This is a genomic window from Streptomyces sp. NPDC048361 (assembly GCF_040651795.1).
In the GTDB taxonomy this organism is placed as follows: domain Bacteria; phylum Actinomycetota; class Actinomycetes; order Streptomycetales; family Streptomycetaceae; genus Streptomyces.
This window is the reverse complement of record NZ_JBEZKW010000043.1, coordinates 55554-71332: the sequence shown is the minus strand read 5'-3', so window position 1 is coordinate 71332 and position 15779 is coordinate 55554. Positions and strand designations below refer to the sequence as shown.

Below are 15779 nucleotides of genomic sequence, written 5' to 3'. Positions count from 1 at the left end.
GGCTCGTACGCACCGTACGAGCCGGGCCGGCCCCTTTTGCATGACATGGGCCTAGGAGGCGAGCGGGCCGCCGTTGACGGTGACGGTGAGGCCGGGGCGGCGCAGCAGGGCCGCCGGGTTCCAGGAGCCCGCCTGCACGGTGCCGACCGCCAGGTCCACCGTGGTCAGGGCGGGGAACACCGCGAGGACGGCGCCGAGGTCGCCGTCGGAGTTGGCGAGCCACAGGTCGAGGTGGCGTACGCCGGGCAGCGGCGCGACCCCGGCGAGGGCGGCCACCGAGCTCAGCGCCACCCCGAGCCGGCCGATGCCGGGCCGCCCGCGCACATGGGCGAGCAGGCGCCGGGTGGTGGCCGACGACGACGGCGCCAATTCCAGATGGTTCAAGGCGGGCCAGCGGCTCAGCGCGTCGAACCCGGCGACCTGGTCGGCCTCCAGATGCAGCGTGGTGACGCCGGGCAGCACGGGCAGCTGCGCGAGGTGGAGATCGGTGCTGCTCCCGAAGAGCAGGGTGCGCAGCGCGGCCGCCGAGCCGAGCGGCGTCAGGTCGACCTCCTGGGCGGCCACGTCGAGCAGCCCGAGTGAGACGAGCCGCGGCAGCCGGCCGAGCTGGGAGAGATCGCGCAGTCCCGAGCCCCGCAGCACCTCCAGATCTTCGAGCCACTCGGCGCTGTCCCGCAGGAACGCCAGGTCGGACAGGCGCTCGGTGCTGTTGAGCCGCAGCGCCGTCACCGTGCGGCCCCGCAGCGCGGCATGGAGCTCGGCCGCCGTGAGGTCCGGCGGGACGGTGATCCACAGCCGGCGGGCGCCGGGCACCCGCGGGAGCTGCGCCAGCTGCCACCGGGTCTCCACGTGCAGCTGAGCCGCTCCCAGATCGAGGCGGGCCAGCACCTCACGGGCGTACCGCTCGGCGGGATAGCGCGACCACTCGGTGGTGAACAGGCCGTCCGTGCCCGGGTGGGCCGCCGCCCACGCCCCGGCGTGCCCGATGGCCTCCGCACCGCCGACCCGGTTGATCAGCGCGACCACGACGCCGAGCTTCTCGCGGGGCGTGTCCGCCGGAGCGGGCAGGTACGTGAGCACCGACGGGCCGAGGCGCGCCAGGAGCGTGACGGTCTCCAGGTCGCGCGGCGGCAGCAGCGCCCTGATGTGTGCGCCGACCCGGCGGTGGGTGGCCTCGTCGAAGTAGGCGGTGTCCTGCGCACAGCGCGCCGCGAGCACCTCGATCTTCGCCCGGTCCTGGTGGCCGCGCTGCCGGGCCGCCGCGTCGAGCAGGCCGTTGACGAGGGCGGCCCGGTCGCGGCGGCCGCAGTGCCCGGCGGCGAGCAGGATCACGTCCTGCCACTGCTGCTCCTGCGAGGCGTGCCGCAGGAGTTCGCCGAGGTGCCCGTCGTCGACGAACTCCTTCGCGGCGAGGAAGTCCTGGAAGGTGCGGTGGGTGAACTGGAAGACGTTGTCGGCGCGTTCCTGGAGCAGCCCGCTGCGGTTGAGCAGATGGCGCAGGACGTCGTCGGCGCTGCCCTGCGCGCGGACGTTCTCCATGCCGCCCAGGGCCCGCTCCAGACGGCGCAGCGCCTGTTCGCGGGTGAACTCCGACTGCCCTTCGCGCACCAGCCACACCGCGATCCGCTGGAGCAGCTCGGTGCACTCCTCGGCGCCGATCTCGATGCCCTCGGGCGCCTCGACCTTGCGCTGCTGGTCCCGGTTGCCGAGCAGCATCCGTAACGCCGCCTCGTACAGCCGCCAGCGGGTGTCGGGCAGGAAGCCCTGGCGCAGCCGGTGCAGGGCGCAGATGACCGCGCACAGGAGCGGGGTGCGGGCCAGGCCCCTGAGGTTGCTGTTCTGTTTGAACTGCTCGGACAGGTCGCGCTCCAGCTCGTCCAGGTCCTCGTGCGGGCCGCTGTCGAGGCGGGCCGCGCGGTGCCAGGCGGCGATGAACGCGGTGATGTCCTCGTCGTTCATCGGGAGCAGCCTGAGCTCCTCGAAGCCGGCGTACTTCAGCCAGTCCGGCTCGACGGCCATCGGGCGCACCGTCACCACGCAGCGGGTCCGCGGATAGCGGTCGAGGAGGGCGGCGAGCCAGCGGTGTGCCTCCTCGCGGTCCTCCTGCGGCACCTCGTCCAGGCCGTCGACCAGGAGCAGCGCCTGCCCGGTCTTCAGGACGCGCCCGGCCCAGCCGTCGGGCGCCGCGTCCACCACGAGCCGTGCCGCGGTGGGGAGTTGGGCGGGCAGCGGGAAGGTGGCGCCCTGGGCGCGCAGGCTGCGCAGCGGCACCACGAACGGGACGAGCGCGTTGAGGTCGGCGAGCCCCGGGCCGAGCCGCCCGGCCGCCGCGTGCGCCGCGAGCCACCACACCAGGGTCGTCTTGCCGGCGCCGGCCTCGCCGCGGATGAGTACCCGGGGCCGGGAGGCGAGCAGGGCGTCGATGCGCTGCGGCGCGCTGTCCATCAGGGACCGGCCGGCCTGCGGCGGCTCGGTGGCCTTGGGTCTCGCCTCCAGGCTGAGGTAGGCGGTGTCCAGGTCCCACTCGGAGTCCCGCTTGTTCAGCTCGTCCAGGCCGAAGATCTTCGTCTTGCGGTACGCGGCGCCGACGGCCTCCGCGTACTCGTGCTCGTAGCGCTGGTCCTCCGGGGGTACGCCGGTGACCAGTTCGAGGCCGGTGACGGCGGCGAGCGTCGCGAACGCGGCGCGGAAGCCCTCCACGGCGAAGACGGAACGCAGCGGTACGCACACCACCCTGCGGTGGCCCCGGCCCCGCGGGATCTCCTTGACCAGGCCGAGCAGGGTCGCCCCCGCGAACAGCGGCGCGCCCGACAGGCCGGCGAGCGGAGAACTGCCGTCGGCGCGCTCGGCCGCCGGCGGCCGGTGCAGCTCACACACCAGGTCGTCGCGCAGGCTGCCCGCGACCGGCAGGACCGTGCCGACGAACTGGTCGTAGTCCAGATGGTGGTCGGCGCCGTAGCGCTGGATGTCGGGGAAGCCGATGATCTCGCAGCCCGGCAGCGACTGCGCGGTGTCGACGGAGCCGAGCCGCAGCATCCCGGGCAGCAGCTCCTCGTCGCTGTAGAGCAGCGCCGCGTCCAACGCCGGGTCCTGCCACAGGACTTGGGCGCCGACCTCGCCGATGGCGGGGTGGGCGAGCCGGGTGGGCGGGGTGCCGGTCAGATTGTGCGCGCAGGTCAGGACCAGCCACGGCGCCACCACGACCCCGCTGCCCTGGCGTCCGCCGGACAGGACGGCCACGACCCGGTCGGCGGTCGTGGGCAGCCCCGTGCTCACCGCGCTCACCTCACCGCGGCCCGGCGCCGAAGCGCCCGCCGGGCCGGTCGTTGCCGACCTTCCAGGCGGAGCCGTCGGAGGCGGTGTGCGGTGTGAGCGTGAACGACACCTTGTGGGTGCGCCCGGTGACCCGCGCGGCGTCCGCACCCGCGTCCACCACCCAGGCCCGCACCTTCGCGCCGCCCTTGACCTCCTTGCGGAGTTCGAGCGTGAACTCCATGTGAATGTCGCCGAGTTCGAAGGCCAGCGGCTGCCCGGTGGCCCGCGCGGCGGCCTCGGTGAGCTGATCCCGCACGGACTCGATGGCGTCGGCCAGCTCGATCCCGTCGAACCCGCCGCCCCCGTCGAACACCGTACTGTCGTCGGTCATGGTGCGCCCCCTCGCCTCGCCTCAAGTGTCGCGCAGTGAGCGGTAGTTGGGACAGGGGCGGGACGCGGGCGCGGCGCTCTACTCCGGGGCGCTCCACTCCGGGACGTTCACCTGGACGCGGGCCGGCAGCGCCTCGACCCCGTGCAGGGCACCGAGCCGGTGCATCAGATGGATCTGGCGCAGATCCCGGGCTTCGGCCAGCGGGGTGAGGTCGACGTCCGACAGCGTGGAGCGGATCACGAGCGTCTGCATGGCGGGGAAGAGCCGGGGAAGCCGGTCCACCGCGGCCTGGTCCATCGCGCCGGGCAGCGTGATCAGGAGGGGCGTCGCGAGCCGGACCGGCGGCGCCTGGCCGATCAGGCGGCCGGAGACGGACAGCGACAACAGGCCCGGCAGCCGCGCGAGAGCGGCCCAGTCGGCCTCCGTCTCGGGACCGCAGTTCGGGCCGAGGGTGAGGGAGAGCAGCGTCGTGAACCGGTCGATGCCGCCGAGTCCGCCGTCCGGCTCGCTGCCCCAGGACAGGGTGAGTTCCCGCAGCGGCGCCTCGGCGGGGAGGTCGGACATGCTCCATGCTCCGGTCCCGCCGGCGAGGACGAGCTCCGCCAGGCCGTTCAGGGAGGCGAGCGGTGCCGGGCCGGGAGCTCCCGCGAGGTCGAGGGTCAGGGTGCGCAGCGGCAGTGCCGTCAGCGGGCTCAGGTCGCCCACCCTCGGGCATCCGGTGACGGTCAGGTCGGTCAGCGCGCCCTGCCCGGAGAGGAATGAGAGGTCCCGCAGCGCCTCGTTGTCCCGGATGCGCAGGCCCTCCAGCGCGGCCCCCCGCAGGTACTCCCGCAGCGCGGCCACCGGCAGGTTGCCCCGTACTTCCAGGCGCGGCCGGGGCCCCAGCGTCCGCAGCGCCTCCAGCTGCTCCTCGGTCGTCGCGCAGAAGTACAGGTCGGTCGGGTCGAGACGGGCGATGACCTCGTCGGCGTACTGCCGTGTGTCGAACTGACCCCAGGACCAGGCGAGTTGGGCTCGCACCGAGATGCTGGAGTGGCGGGCGAAGCGGGCCAGGAACGGGAGCGCGCGTTCCGAGCCGGTGTACGCGGCCGCGGTTACGACATGCAGGGCGGTGGCCGGTGCCAGGCCGTCCGGGCCGGGCAGCAGGTCCAGGATGAGCGGGCCGGCCTTGGCCAGGGTTTGCGCGGCGCGGGGGCTGACGGGCGGGATCAGGCCCGTGGTGCGTCGCTCGACCTCCGCCCGCACCGCCGGGTCGAGCTCCGCCGCGTGTTCCAGGCAGGTCGCGGCCAGCATGTGCACCCGCATGCGGACCGAGGGCGACTCGTGGCCGTCCCCGAAGGTGAGCAACTCCTCGAAGAGTTCCCGGCGTTCACGGGGCCGGGCGTGTGCGACGGCCATGCGGACGACGTCCTCCCACTGGTCGTCGGAGGCGTGCCCCACCAGCTCGCCCCATGCCCCCTCCTCGACGGCGGCCCGCGCGCCGAGGAAATCCTGGAAGGTGCGGTGGACGAATTCGACGGCGCCGGGGCCCGGCTCGCGGAGCAGCCCGCTGCGGTGCAGGAAGTGGGTGTAGACGGCCGCCGCGTCGCCGATGCGGGCGATCTCGGGGATCGCGGGGAGCAGCTCGCCGATGATCTGCTCGGCGCGCGAACGGTCCATCTCGGTACGGCCGTTACGGATCAGCCAGTACGCGATCCGCTGGAGGAGCTGGAGCTGCGGCTCCTCCCGCAGCTCGGGCAGGCCGTCCATGCTGCGCTCGCGGTCCCGGCGCGTGAGGAGCATGGTGAGGGCGGCGTCGTACAGATCCTTGCGGCCGTACGGCAGGAAGCCGCGCCGGTCGCGGTGGAGGGCGCAGATCAGGCCGCACATCAGCGGGTTGGTGGCCAGCCGGCCCAGGTCCGGCTTGGTGCGTACGGAGTCGAGGAGCTGGGCCTCGTACGCGGCGAGGACCGCGTCGTCGTCGGTGCCGGCGCGGCCGGCCGTGTGCCAGCGGCGGACGAACGCGGCCACGCCCGACGGGCTCATCGTGGACAGGGTCAGCTCCGCGAAGTCCTCGGCGCCGAGCCAGTCCTCGCGCACGGCCGAGGGGCGGGAGGTGACGAGCCAGCGGTTGCCGGGGAAGGCGCCGATGAGGTCACCGAGCCAGGTCCGGGTGCGGGCGCGTTCGGCGTCGGGGATCTCGTCGATTCCGTCGACCAGGACCAGGCCGCGGCCCGCCCCGAGCACCCGGGACTCCCAGCCGGACGGCTGCTCCCCGGCCAGCGGGGAGCCGACGGCGCCGAGGAAGTCCTTGGGTGCCGGCAGCCGCTCGCCGTGCCGGGTCAGGGTGCGCAGGGGCAGCACGAAGGGGATGCGGTCGCGCAGATACGTCATGCGGCCGGCCGCGTCGCCGTCGGCATCCGTCCCGATGCTCGTTTCGTGGCCGGCTTGGCGGGCCGCGCTGACGGCGAGCCACTGCACCAGGGTCGTCTTGCCGGAGCCGGCCTCGCCGCGCAGAAGGACGCGCTCGCGGTCGGCCAGGGCCTGGTCGGCGGGGACCGGCAGGCAGAGGACCGGCGGCTCGGACGGCTGCTCGGGGAAGCGGTCGATGCGGCCGACGAGCAGGCCCGGATGCTGTTCGTAGCGGGTGGCGGAGGTACGCAGCTGCTCGACGAGCCCGGCGCGCGGGCCCGCGGTGGTCGCCTCCAGGCTCAGATACGCGGCGTCCAGCGGCCAGGTGCCGGGGGAGTTGGCGAGATCGAGGCCGTAGATCGTCAATGTGCCGTGCTTGCGGGCGACATGATCGAGATAGCGGCGCTCGAAGGCGGCGTCACGGCCGTCCGGCCGGGGTGTCCGCGCCATCAACTCATCTACTTTCGCGTCCAGTTGGGCCTGGCGGCGGCTCTGCTGGACGACGGTGGCGGGGACGAAGGTGGTGCGCTGGGTGAAGAAGTGCAGGACATGCAGGCAGGTGGCGGTCAGGAGGCGGTCGTAGAAGTAGGTGGCGTCCGCGGAGAGATGCCGCTCGGGGTGACCGCCGGCCCGGCGCAGTGCGCGGGCGAGCGCTTCGTGGCCGAGCGCGACCGCCTCGACGTCACTGAGGCTCAGCTCGCCGAGGGCGTACAGGGTGGTGGTGAGGGCGTCGACGACGGACTGCTCCTCGTCGCGCGGCACGGCACGCTCGTGGGTGCGTAAGCCCTCCTTGACCAGGGCGGCCGCGAGTCTGCGCAGGTCGGGCTCGGTCAGCGTGCGTTTCTCGCCGCGGAAGGAGACGTACGAGGAGAGGCGTACGGGGCGGTCGACCAGGCCTGCACCCGGCCCCTCGGACAGGAAGAGCTTCTTCACCAGCGGGCCGGCGACGCTCGTCGCGAGCTTGATGCCTATCTGCGCGGGATCCACGACGCGTCAGCCTAGCGAGGGCCGGGGGACCTTGGTCCCGAAACGGAAGGCCGGGGGTCCGGGCCGCGGTGACAAGCCGCACAGCCGATTCGGGGCCTACTAGCCGGGTTAGGAGGCGGCGCGCGGGGAGGCGGGGAAGCGGGGTGCGGAGGCGCCCGGTATTCCCCGTCTGATCGTTACGGCTTTCGTTAGTAGATGGGCGTTTTGAGTGGAGATGGGGGTTCGGGTTACCAAGGTGAGGCCGACCCGGTGTGCCGCTGTGTGCGCCGGGACCGCGCTTGCCGCAAGGGCCCGCTCGTGACCCCCGCCCGGCGGCGCTCCCCGTCCCCGTCAGGAAGAGCTCCCGCATGCTCCGGCGCACCCCGTTCCGCTCCGTCCGCCCGTCCCTGTTCCCGCTGCGCACCGCGTCGGTCGCCGCCGTCGCCACCGCGATGGGGGCCGCCACGCTCCTCGGCAGCGGTGTCGCCGCAGCCGACGAGGCCAAGGCCGCCACGCTCGGACCGGTCGCCGCCCCCACGAACGCGGTCGCGGGCCAGGCCAAGGCGCAGGCCAAGGCCGCCGCCGCGGCGAAGCAGGCCGCCGCCAAGGCTGCCTCCTGGGTGCACCCGGTGCAGCGCTACACGCTGAGCGCCTCCTTCGGCCTGGGCGGCTCGATGTGGTCGCACAAGCACTCCGGGCAGGACTTCGCGGTGCCCACCGGCACCCCCGTCTCGGCCGCGCACGCCGGTACCGTCGTGAAGGCCGGCCCGGTGGGCGGCGGTGACGGACCCGCGTACGGCAACGCCGTCGTGATCCGGCACGCCGACAACACGTACTCGCAGTACGCCCACCTGTCGAAGATCAACGTACGCATCGGTCAGAGCGTGGCCACCGGCGAGCGGATCGCGCTGTCCGGCAGCACCGGCAACTCCAGCGGCCCGCACCTGCACTTCGAGATCCGTACGACGCCGAACTACGGCTCGGCGGTCAACCCGGTCGCCTTCCTGAAGAAGGTCGGCGTCACCGTCTGACCCGGCGGGTCACTCCGCCGGGGCCCAACGCGCTTACGTGGTCGGCGCCAACGCGCTTACGTGGTCGGCGCGTTGTGGTGGGCCTGGGTGACCAGGTCGCTGGCGACTTCGAGGACGCTGACGCGCTTCTCCTCGGGGTCGCCCTCCATGTCCTTGAGGACGAACATCCCGGCGTGCATCGAGAACAGCGCCGTGAAGCACCGGATCCGGTCGGCCATCGAGGCGTCCGGATCCTTCAGCAGGTCGACCATCGCGTGCATCCGCTCCTTGAACATCTCGCCGATGCTCAGCTCGCGCATGGTGGCCTGGTTCTCCTGCATGAAGCGGAACAGCGGCTCGGCTCCGAAGAGGGCCTCGCTGTAACGGCGCAGGATCTCCAGTTTGACGTCGAGGGTGCCCGGCTGGGTCCGGCCCCACTCGATCACCTCGTCCATGGGCCTGGTGAGGTCCTGGAAGAGGCTGATGATGATGTCTTCCTTGGTCTTGAAGTGGTAGTAGAGCGCCGCCTTCGTCACATCCAGCCGCTCGGCGATCTCGCGCAGCGAGGTCTTCTCGTACCCCTGCTCACCGAAGAGCTCCAGGGCAACGTCCTGGATCCGCTGGCGGGTGTTTCCTCTGGCCATGCCGCTCTCCCGAATGCGTACGGCCGCCGTCCCCCGGCGGCCGTGCCGTGAGCCACTTACTTACTTGACGCCCGGCTAGTTACGGTCTACCTTCCCCAGTGTAGTGGTAACTAGCCGGGCGGCAAGTAAGTGCCTCACCCGGTGGACGGCAGGTTTCAGGGAGTTGGGGACGATGGCGACGGGGATATCAAAAGACCAGGCTGCGGAGCCGGGGGTGAAGGACGGGCCACAGCCGCGCAGCGTACGGGTCGTGCTGCTCGCGCTCATGATCGCGATGCTGCTCGCCATGCTCGACAACATGATCGTGAACACGGCGATGCCGACGATCGTGGGCGAACTCGGCGGCCTGGAGCACCTGTCCTGGGTCGTGACCGCCTACACCCTGGCCACCGCCGCCTCCACCCCGATCTGGGGCAAGCTCGGCGACATGTACGGGCGCAAGGGTGCCTTCCTCACCTCCATCGTGATCTTCCTGGCCGGCTCGGCGCTCAGCGGCATGGCCCAGGACATGAGCCAGCTCATCGGCTTCCGCGCGATCCAGGGTCTCGGCGCCGGTGGCCTCATGGTCGGCGTCATGGCGATCATCGGTGACCTCATCCCGCCCCGCGACCGCGGCAAGTACCAGGGCATGATGGCCGGTGTCATGGCGCTCGCCATGATCGGCGGCCCGCTGGTCGGCGGCGCCATCACCGACCACCTCGGCTGGCGCTGGACTTTCTACATCAACATCCCGCTCGGCGCGGTCGCGCTCGCCATGGTCACCGCCGTTCTGCACCTGCCCAAGAAGCGGGCCCGCGGCCGGATCGACTACCTCGGCACCATCCTGCTGACCGTCGGCATCACCTCGATCGTCCTCGTCACGACCTGGGGCGGCCAGCAGTACGCCTGGGGCTCGGCGATCATCATGGAGCTCATCGCGCTCGGTGTCGCCTCGATCATCGGCTTCCTCTTCGTCGAGACGAGGGCCGCCGAGCCGATCCTGCCGCTGCACATCTTCCGCAACCGCAACTTCTCGCTCATGTCCGGGATCGGCTTCCTCACCGGCTTCGTGATGTTCGGCGCGATGCTCTTCCTGCCGCTGTACCAGCAGTCCGTGCAGGGCGCCTCCGCCACCAACTCCGGCCTGCTGCTCCTGCCGATGCTGCTCTCGATGATGGCCGTCTCGCTGGTCGCGGGCCGCGTCACGACCAGCAGCGGCAAGTACAAGATCTTCCCGATACTGGGCGGCGCGCTCGTCGTGATCGGCCTGTTCCTCCTCTCCACGATGGACACCACCACGACCCGGTTCATGTCCGGCGTCTACATGGCGGTGCTCGGCGCGGGCATGGGCTTCCTGATGCAGATCACGATGCTGGTCGCGCAGAACAGCGTCGAGATGAAGGACATGGGCGTCGCCTCGTCCTCCACGACCCTCTTCCGTACGCTCGGCTCGTCCTTCGGCGTTTCGATCATGGGCGCGATCTTCACCACCCGGGTCGGCGACGAGATGAAGCACCGGCTCGGCTCGGCCGCGTCCTCCGGTGCGGGCAACCTCGCCTCGGCGCAGCTGGACCACGCGAGCCTGCTGAAGCTGCCGGCGCCGGTGCGGGAGGCGTACCAGTACGCCGTCTCCTCCGGTACGCACGGAACGTTCCTGGTCGGTTCGATCATCGCGGTGGCCATGTTCGTGGCGGCCTTCTTCGTCAAGGAGGTCCCGCTCCGCGGGTCGGCTCCGGCGCCGGGCAAGGACGTGGCGCCGGAGGACGCGGTGCCGCTGTCCGAGCCGGCGCTTTAGCTCCGCACGGCTGGCTGTAGTTGGGGTAGCTGGGCCGAGCCGGCTGGGCCGAGCCGGCTGCGGCTTGGCTGGCCCGGCCGGCTGGTTGTGGCCGTTTAGCTGTGGCCGGCTGTAGCTGTAGCTCGCCTGTCTGTAGCTGTTGCTGGATCCTTGCCGCCTCCCCGATGTTGTTCGCGTTGTGCGGACGGGTTGGGGAGGCGGCTTTTTTTGCCCCACCCCGCCCCTTCCCGTAACCCTCCGGGGGAGATGGGCGGGTGCGGGCCGGTGGTCGCTTCTCGCGCAGTTCCCCGCGCCCCTTGACTACTCGACGCCGCCCGGCGCGGACATCCTCAGCCCGCTGGACTGCTCGACGCCGCGCCGCATGGGCAGCCTCAGCCCGTCCGGCTGCTCGACGCCGCCCGGCGAGGACATCCTCAGCCCGCTGGACTGCTCGACGCCGCGCCGCGTGGGCAGCCTCAGCCCGTCCGGCTGCTCGACGCCGCCCGGCGAGGACATGATCAGCCCGTCCGGCTTTTGAGGACGAGCGCCCTTCAGGCGCGAACGGGGTCTGGGGCGGAGCCCCAGGGAGCTGCCACCCTCAAGTAGCCGCACGGGCGGGAGGTGGGCAAGCGCCCTCGGGGTCTGGGGCGGAGCCCCGGGGAGCCGCACCCTCAAGTAGCCGCACGGGCCGCCCCCGAGGGACTCCACCGTGAGCAACGCCACACGGTTTGGCGACTCGCCCGAATGAACCGCATTCTTGGACCTTTCGTCTTCCTAGCCGATCAGGTCGCGCTCGCCTCTGATCGAGCACCCAGGCCGGCCCCGCCGAAGAACGTGCTCCCCGCACCGACCGGCCCCGGCCGCCCGCACACCGAAAGACCACACCCATGAAGTCCAGGCTGCCGCTGCGCTCCGCGCTGCTCTCACGCCGCGGCGCCGTAGCCGGCTCCGCACTCGTCGCCGTGCTCATCTCGGGCGGCGCGTTCGCCGAACTCGCGATGTCGGACAGCGAGGGCTCCGGCATGTCCGGCGGCGCCCAGGCCGCGAACGCCCGGGCCGCGGACGGCCAAGCCATCGCGGCCCCGCCCCCCGTGCGCCCCACCGGCGGTTCGGTCATGCAGATCATGGCCCACCCGGACGACGACCTGTTCTTCATGAACCCCGACACCGGCCAGTCGCTCCGCTCGGGCCGCCCCGTGACATCGGTGTACGTCACCTCGGGCGAGGCGGACGGAGTCAACGCGCCGTCGGCCAAGAAGGGCACCCGCAGGCCCAAGGCCGACCGGGCCGCGTACTCCGAAGCACGCCAGAACGGCATACGCGGGGCCTACGCGCAGATGGCGACCGGCGACCGCGCCGCCTCATGGACCCGCAGCTCCATACCCACCGCGGGCGGCGGCACCGCGGAGCTCGACACGCTCGACGCCCGCCCCGCCATCCATCTCGTGTGGATGCAGCTGCGCGAGTCCGAGACGATCCTCGGCGACCAGCCGCACAGCCTGCGCGGGCTGTGGAACGGCAAGACCCCCGTGCTCACCTCGCAGCTCGCGTCGGGCAGCCCCACGCGCCCCTTCACGTACACCAAGGACCAGCTCGTCAAGGCGCTGGCCGGTCTGATGACGCGGTTCCACCCGACGCACGTGCGCACGATGGACCCGACGCCGAGCCTGGACGGCGAGCCGGGGAAGATCATCGACCACCAGGACCACATCTTCAGCGCGCGCTTCGCCCAGGCCGCGCTCCAGGAGTACGGCCGGTCCGCCAACCACCCGGACTTCACCGTCCAGAGCTACTTCGGGTACAACACCAGCCACCTGCCGCACACCCTCACCAAGGCGGCCGCCGACGCCAAGGCCGGCATCGTGGAGACGTACGCCTGGACGGATGCGGACGACAACTACTGTGCCAGTGCGGCCGGTTGCGGCGACCGCAAGGTCGCTCCGAACCCGCACGGCAACAACTGGGCCGAGTCAATCCGCTACAGCCGCACCAACTCCACGTCCTGGCTCCAGGCCGGCCAGGACGGGAACCTGTGGGCGTTCGGCGTGCTCGACCAGCGGCTCGCCGTCTGGCACAAGGCGCCCGGCGCGAACGGCGCCTGGGGCGAGCCCGAGCTGCTGCCCGGTGACGGCATGGACCCGGGGGTGAGCGCGACGCGCCTGCCCGACGGCCGGCTCGCGGTGTTCGGCACGCGTACGCTCTTCGGCGCCGAGCTGGACGACTACCACCGTGAGGTCGTGGCCACCGTGCAGCGGACGGACGGCACCTTCGCTCCTTTGACCTCCCTCGGCGCGCCCGACGCGAGCGGCAGCAACGGCATCTTCGACATGTCCACGCCCACCGCGGCGGTCGACGGCACCGGGAAGCTCACTGTGTTCCTGCGCGGCGGCGACCGTCGGCTGCACTCCCTGACCCGTACCGAGGACGGCGGCTGGACCCCGTGGACCGCGCTGGGCGGCGCCTTCCTGGTCGGCGATCCGGTGGCGGCCACCGACGGCGCGGGCCGCGTCCACGTCTTCTCCAGCACCCCGAAGTCCCTGTCGACGTGGGTGCAGCCGGCCCCGGGCTCCCCGGTGCCCGCGCGCGCCGTCGGCACCACACTCCCGCCCAACACGACAGGCCTCTCCGCCCGCGCGGACGGTACGGGGGTGCGGGTGTACTACCGCGCCGCGGACTCCGGTGACGTACGCGGCGTGCTGTTCACCGGCGCGACGCCCTCCACCCCCACCGACCTCGGCGGCACCGCCGGCTACGGCATGGTCGGCGCCGCGGGGCCGCTCGTGGCGGGCCGCACCGCATCGGGCGCCCTCGCCACGCTTGAGCCGGGCACCGAAGGACGGCACGGGAAGCCGGACGGGAACGTCCTGTTCACCGGCGCCCCCTCGGCCGTCCAGGACGGCGCCGGCGCGGTGGCGGCCGCGATCGGCCTCGACGGGCGGCTGTACTGGACGAAGACCCAGGGCCCGGACGGCCCGGCCACCCCATGGAAGCCCACGACAAACTGACCACCGGCCCGGCCACTCCGTAGAAGCCCACGACGAACTGACCACCGGCCCGGCCACCCCATGGAAGCCCACGACGAACTAACCACCGGCCCGGCGCACCCGCTCCTCGGCTTACGGCTCCGCAGCCGGCCCCCAAGGCCCCTCTCGGCGCACACAACCTCAGCGCACGAGGCTCTTCTCGCACTCGGCCGCGGCCGCGGCCGTCGGCACGGTGACGGGCGCGGGCGTCGGCGTCCTCGGCAGGAGCCACTTCGGGAAGCGTGGCTCCACCAGGGGCCGGACCACCGCGCGTACGGGCTTCGTGGACAGCAGCACCACCACCGCCACCACCAGCGCGCTGAGCATCAGCTGCCCCGCGGTCCCCGCCGCCCGCACGGTCCGGAAGAAGCCGTAGTGCTCGGCGATCCGGACCAGGAGCCCGTGCAGGAGATACGGGTAGAGGGTGACCGCGCCGAACCCCGTGATCCAGGTCCTGCGCCCCGGCACCAGCGCGAGGAACGCGGCCACCAGGAGCGCGGTCACCGCGAACAGCGCCACCTTCAGCAGCAGATACCGCACGAGCGACACCTGGAGGACGGCGGTGTCGGCGTCCGACGAGAGCCATTCGTCGCTCGGGTTGGGCGAGAGCCAGTAGGCGAGGGCGAAGGCGCCGGCGAAGACGGGCAGCGCGATCACGCGGACCGCGCGGGTGCGCAGCCGGGCGAAGTGTTCGGGGCGCAGCCGGAGCCCGAGGACGAACCACGGCAGGAACATCAGCACCCGGCAGAGCGCCAGCTCCCCGCTGACCGCGGTCGTGCCCGCGGCGAGCGAGACCACGACGGCGATGGGCAGCGCGTGGCGCACGGCGTGCCAGATCGGCGTGGTGATCCGCCAGACGAACAGGGCGATGAGGAACCAGCACAGATAGGTCGGCGAGGTGGGCGTGATGGCGAGTTCCGTGCCGCGCACCCAGTGGTAGACGAGGCTGTAGATCGTCTCGAAGATCAGATACGGGAGCAGCACCCCGCCGAGCAGCCGGCGGATCTGGTCGGGCCGGGCGGTGAAGCTGCGGGAGAAGTAGCCGGAGAGCAGGATGAAGGCCGGCATGTGGAAGCAGTAGACGAGGTTGTGCAGGGCTCTGAGGCCCGGTGTGTCCGGGGTGATGACCGCCTCCCAGCTGTGGCCGAGCGCGACCAGGACGATCAGCAGGAACTTGGCGTTGTCGAAGAACGGGCTGCGGTCGGGGGTTCGGGGGCTGCCAGGACCGGGGTGGGAGGTGGAGCTGGTCATTCACCCCACCGTAGGGGGCCCGGTGTGTTTGTCGGGGAAGCCGCCACCGGGTGCACCGGACGTTCCCCGGGTCTTCACTCGCCTTCCCCTTCCGAGTTGACATGCACACCCCTAACCTCTGGGTGCGCCCGCAGCCAAGGCGTCCCCCGCCCCCAGGGCCGCGCCCCGACCGGCGCCCGCCCGCCCCCCTCACCCCGGAGGTAGCCGTGTCCGGCGACCCCGCTCCGCGCCGCACCCGTACCGCTTTCCTCAGCGCCCTCGGCCTCGCGGCCGCGTCCGCAGGGCTGTGGGCCGGCCTCGGCTCCGCGTCCTTCGCGCAGGCCGCGGCCAGCGTCCCCACCCCCGACCACGTGGTGGTCGTCGTCTTCGAGAACCACGCCTACAACCAGGTCATCGGCAGCTCCAGCGCCCCGTACATCAACTCGCTGAAGTCCGGCGGCGCCAACCTCACGGTCTCGTACGCCGAGACGCACCCGAGCCAGCCGAACTACTACGCCATGTTCTCCGGCTCCACGCAGGGCATCACCGACGACAGCTGTGTGACGCCGGGCTTCTCCTCCGCGCCCAACCTCGCCTCCGAGGTGATCGCGGCCGGCAAGACCTGGGCGAGCTACAACGAGACGCTGCCCAGCCAGGGTTCGACCACCTGCTCCAGCGGCAAGTACGCGCAGAAGCACAACCCGTGGTTCGGCTTCTCGAACGTGCCGACCTCGTCGGCGTACACCTTCGCCCAGTTCCCCACCGACTACACCAAGCTGCCCCAGGTCTCCTTCGTCACGCCGAACCTGTGCAGCGACATGCACGACTGCTCGGTGTCCAGCGGCGACACCTGGCTGAAGAACAACCTCGGCGCGTACGCGACCTGGGCCAAGACCCACAAGAGCCTGCTCGTCGTCACCTTCGACGAGGACAACCGGCTCGCCGGCAACAAGATCCCCACCGTGTTCTACGGCCAGCAGGTGACGCCGGGGTCCTCGTCCTCGACGACGTACAACCACTACAACCTGCTGCGCACCATCGAGGACATGTACGGCACCTCGCACGCGGGCCAGGCCGCCAACTCCTCCGACATCACGGGGATTTGGGCCGGCTGAC

10 protein-coding genes are annotated in these 15779 nt (G+C 71.9%); 4 read left to right on the top strand and 6 right to left on the bottom strand.

Annotated features, from left to right (window positions below; all coding sequences use genetic code 11):
* Positions 1 to 51: 51 nt before the first annotated feature.
* From AB0D31_RS23825 to AB0D31_RS23815, 3 genes are all read right to left on the bottom strand, one after another.
* Positions 52 to 3276 carry an NACHT domain-containing protein gene (locus AB0D31_RS23825; protein ID WP_362726530.1) on the bottom strand — a complete coding sequence of 1075 codons (3225 nt, stop codon included), beginning with the start codon at positions 3274 to 3276 and terminating at the stop codon, positions 52 to 54.
* A 10-nt stretch (positions 3277 to 3286) separates the two neighbouring features.
* Positions 3287 to 3646: a trypco2 family protein gene (locus AB0D31_RS23820; protein ID WP_362726527.1), complete on the bottom strand. Its 360-nt coding sequence runs from the start codon at positions 3644 to 3646 to the stop codon at positions 3287 to 3289.
* 78 nt (positions 3647 to 3724) lie between these two features.
* Positions 3725 to 7024 (bottom strand): NACHT domain-containing protein, encoded by a 3300-nt coding sequence (locus AB0D31_RS23815; RefSeq protein WP_362726524.1) that lies wholly within the window; start codon positions 7022 to 7024, stop codon positions 3725 to 3727.
* Positions 7025 to 7371: 347 nt separating this feature from the next.
* Between AB0D31_RS23815 and AB0D31_RS23810 the strand changes: the two genes are divergently transcribed.
* Entirely contained in the window at positions 7372 to 8034 is a 663-nt protein-coding gene (locus AB0D31_RS23810; RefSeq protein ID WP_362726521.1) for a M23 family metallopeptidase, read from the top strand.
* A 56-nt stretch (positions 8035 to 8090) separates the two neighbouring features.
* On the opposite strand, the gene AB0D31_RS23805 is transcribed toward AB0D31_RS23810, so the two are convergent.
* Positions 8091 to 8657: a helix-turn-helix domain-containing protein gene (locus AB0D31_RS23805; protein ID WP_362726518.1), complete on the bottom strand. Its 567-nt coding sequence runs from the start codon at positions 8655 to 8657 to the stop codon at positions 8091 to 8093.
* A 214-nt stretch (positions 8658 to 8871) separates the two neighbouring features.
* Between AB0D31_RS23805 and AB0D31_RS23800 the strand changes: the two genes are divergently transcribed.
* Positions 8872 to 10431 (top strand): MDR family MFS transporter, encoded by a 1560-nt coding sequence (locus tag AB0D31_RS23800; RefSeq protein WP_362726516.1) that lies wholly within the window; start codon positions 8872 to 8874, stop codon positions 10429 to 10431.
* A 300-nt stretch (positions 10432 to 10731) separates the two neighbouring features.
* On the opposite strand, the gene AB0D31_RS23795 is transcribed toward AB0D31_RS23800, so the two are convergent.
* Positions 10732 to 10926, bottom strand: a complete 195-nt coding sequence (locus AB0D31_RS23795) for a hypothetical protein (protein WP_362726514.1) — start codon at positions 10924 to 10926, stop codon at positions 10732 to 10734.
* A gap of 371 nt (positions 10927 to 11297) precedes the next feature.
* Here AB0D31_RS23795 and AB0D31_RS23790 point away from each other — a divergent pair, with 371 nt between their 5' ends.
* Entirely contained in the window at positions 11298 to 13415 is a 2118-nt protein-coding gene (locus AB0D31_RS23790) for a PIG-L family deacetylase (protein WP_362726512.1), read from the top strand.
* A gap of 159 nt (positions 13416 to 13574) precedes the next feature.
* On the opposite strand, the gene AB0D31_RS23785 is transcribed toward AB0D31_RS23790, so the two are convergent.
* The gene (locus AB0D31_RS23785) at positions 13575 to 14684 is read right to left on the bottom strand and encodes an acyltransferase family protein (RefSeq protein ID WP_362726509.1); all 1110 of its coding nucleotides are present in this window, start codon (positions 14682 to 14684) and stop codon (positions 13575 to 13577) included.
* A 206-nt stretch (positions 14685 to 14890) separates the two neighbouring features.
* Between AB0D31_RS23785 and AB0D31_RS23780 the strand changes: the two genes are divergently transcribed.
* Complete coding sequence (locus tag AB0D31_RS23780) at positions 14891 to 15778, top strand: alkaline phosphatase family protein (protein ID WP_362726506.1); 888 nt, start codon at positions 14891 to 14893, stop codon at positions 15776 to 15778.
* Position 15779: the final 1 nt, after the last annotated feature.

Coding starts and splice junctions, on each gene's coding strand:
- AB0D31_RS23785 (WP_362726509.1), bottom strand. CDS start 14,684: ATGACCAGCTCCACCTCCCACCCCGGTCCTGGCAGCCCCCGAACCCCC.
- AB0D31_RS23805 (WP_362726518.1), bottom strand. CDS start 8,657: ATGGCCAGAGGAAACACCCGCCAGCGGATCCAGGACGTTGCCCTGGAG.
- AB0D31_RS23820 (WP_362726527.1), bottom strand. CDS start 3,646: ATGACCGACGACAGTACGGTGTTCGACGGGGGCGGCGGGTTCGACGGG.
- AB0D31_RS23790 (WP_362726512.1), top strand. CDS start 11,298: ATGAAGTCCAGGCTGCCGCTGCGCTCCGCGCTGCTCTCACGCCGCGGC.
- AB0D31_RS23795 (WP_362726514.1), bottom strand. CDS start 10,926: ATGTCCTCGCCGGGCGGCGTCGAGCAGCCGGACGGGCTGAGGCTGCCC.
- AB0D31_RS23810 (WP_362726521.1), top strand. CDS start 7,372: ATGCTCCGGCGCACCCCGTTCCGCTCCGTCCGCCCGTCCCTGTTCCCG.